Source organism: Bartonella sp. ML70XJBT.G (assembly GCF_028618575.1).
Classification (GTDB): domain Bacteria; phylum Pseudomonadota; class Alphaproteobacteria; order Rhizobiales; family Rhizobiaceae; genus Bartonella.
Genome location: NZ_JAQITA010000079.1, coordinates 1 through 1,184, shown reverse-complemented (window position 1 = coordinate 1,184; position 1,184 = coordinate 1). Strand labels below are relative to the sequence as shown.

Sequence of the window (1,184 nt, the reverse complement as noted above, 5' to 3'; positions counted from 1 at the left end):
ACCAATCCTTACTCAATGATCTTAGAAACGATACCGGCACCAACAGTACGACCACCTTCACGAATAGCAAAGCGAAGTTTCTCTTCCATGGCAATAGGCACAATCAATGAAACATCCATCGCAACATTATCACCAGGCATAACCATCTCTGTACCTTCTGGTAGCGTCACAATCCCTGTAACATCCGTGGTACGGAAATAAAACTGAGGGCGATAATTCGTGAAAAAGGGAGTATGACGACCACCTTCATCCTTCGTTAAAATATAGGCCTCTGCTTTAAAGCGGGTATGAGGAGTAACCGAACCTGGCTTTGCCAAAACCTGTCCACGCTCAATTCCTTCACGATCAACACCACGGAGCAGCGCTCCAATATTATCACCTGCTTGACCTTGATCCAAGAGCTTACGGAACATCTCAACTCCCGTTACCGTTGTCTTAGACGTTGGACGAATACCAATAATCTCAATTTCTTCTCCAACCTTAATAACACCACGCTCAACACGGCCCGTAACAACCGTTCCACGTCCCGAAATGGAAAAAACGTCCTCAATGGGCATCAAAAATGGTTGATCAACTGGACGCTCAGGTGTCGGTATATAATTATCAACTTCACTCATCAGAAGACGTACCGCATCTTCACCAATACTCTTATCTTTATCTTCAAGCGCTGCCAACGCAGAACCCTTTACGATCGGTATCTCATCCCCTGGGAAATCATATTTTGACAACAGCTCACGCACTTCAAGCTCAACAAGCTCTAAAAGCTCTGTATCATCAACCTGATCAACCTTATTGAGAAAAACAACAATTGCTGGAACACCCACTTGCCGTGCCAACAAAATATGCTCACGTGTCTGAGGCATCGGACCATCAGCTGCAGAAACAACCAAAATTGCACCATCCATCTGCGCTGCTCCCGTGATCATGTTTTTCACATAATCCGCGTGTCCAGGGCAGTCAACATGCGCATAGTGGCGCTTGTCTGTTTCATATTCAACATGCGCTGTAGAAATGGTAATCCCACGGGCACGTTCCTCTGGCGCCGCATCAATTTGATCATAGGCTTTAAATTCACCAAAATATTTCGTAATCGCTGCTGTCAACGAAGTCTTCCCATGATCAACGTGACCAATCGTTCCTATATTAACATGCGGTTTCGTGCGTTCAAATTTGCTCTTTGCCAT

Annotated in this window: 1 protein-coding gene; it reads right to left on the bottom strand. The window is 45.4% G+C overall.

Annotation, left to right across the window (positions count from 1 at the left end; genetic code table 11):
* Positions 1-8 precede the first annotated feature (8 nt).
* Positions 9-1,184 (bottom strand): elongation factor Tu (gene tuf / locus PVV64_RS10380; RefSeq protein ID WP_273760906.1); only part of this gene is annotated, 1,176 nt, incomplete at its 5' end.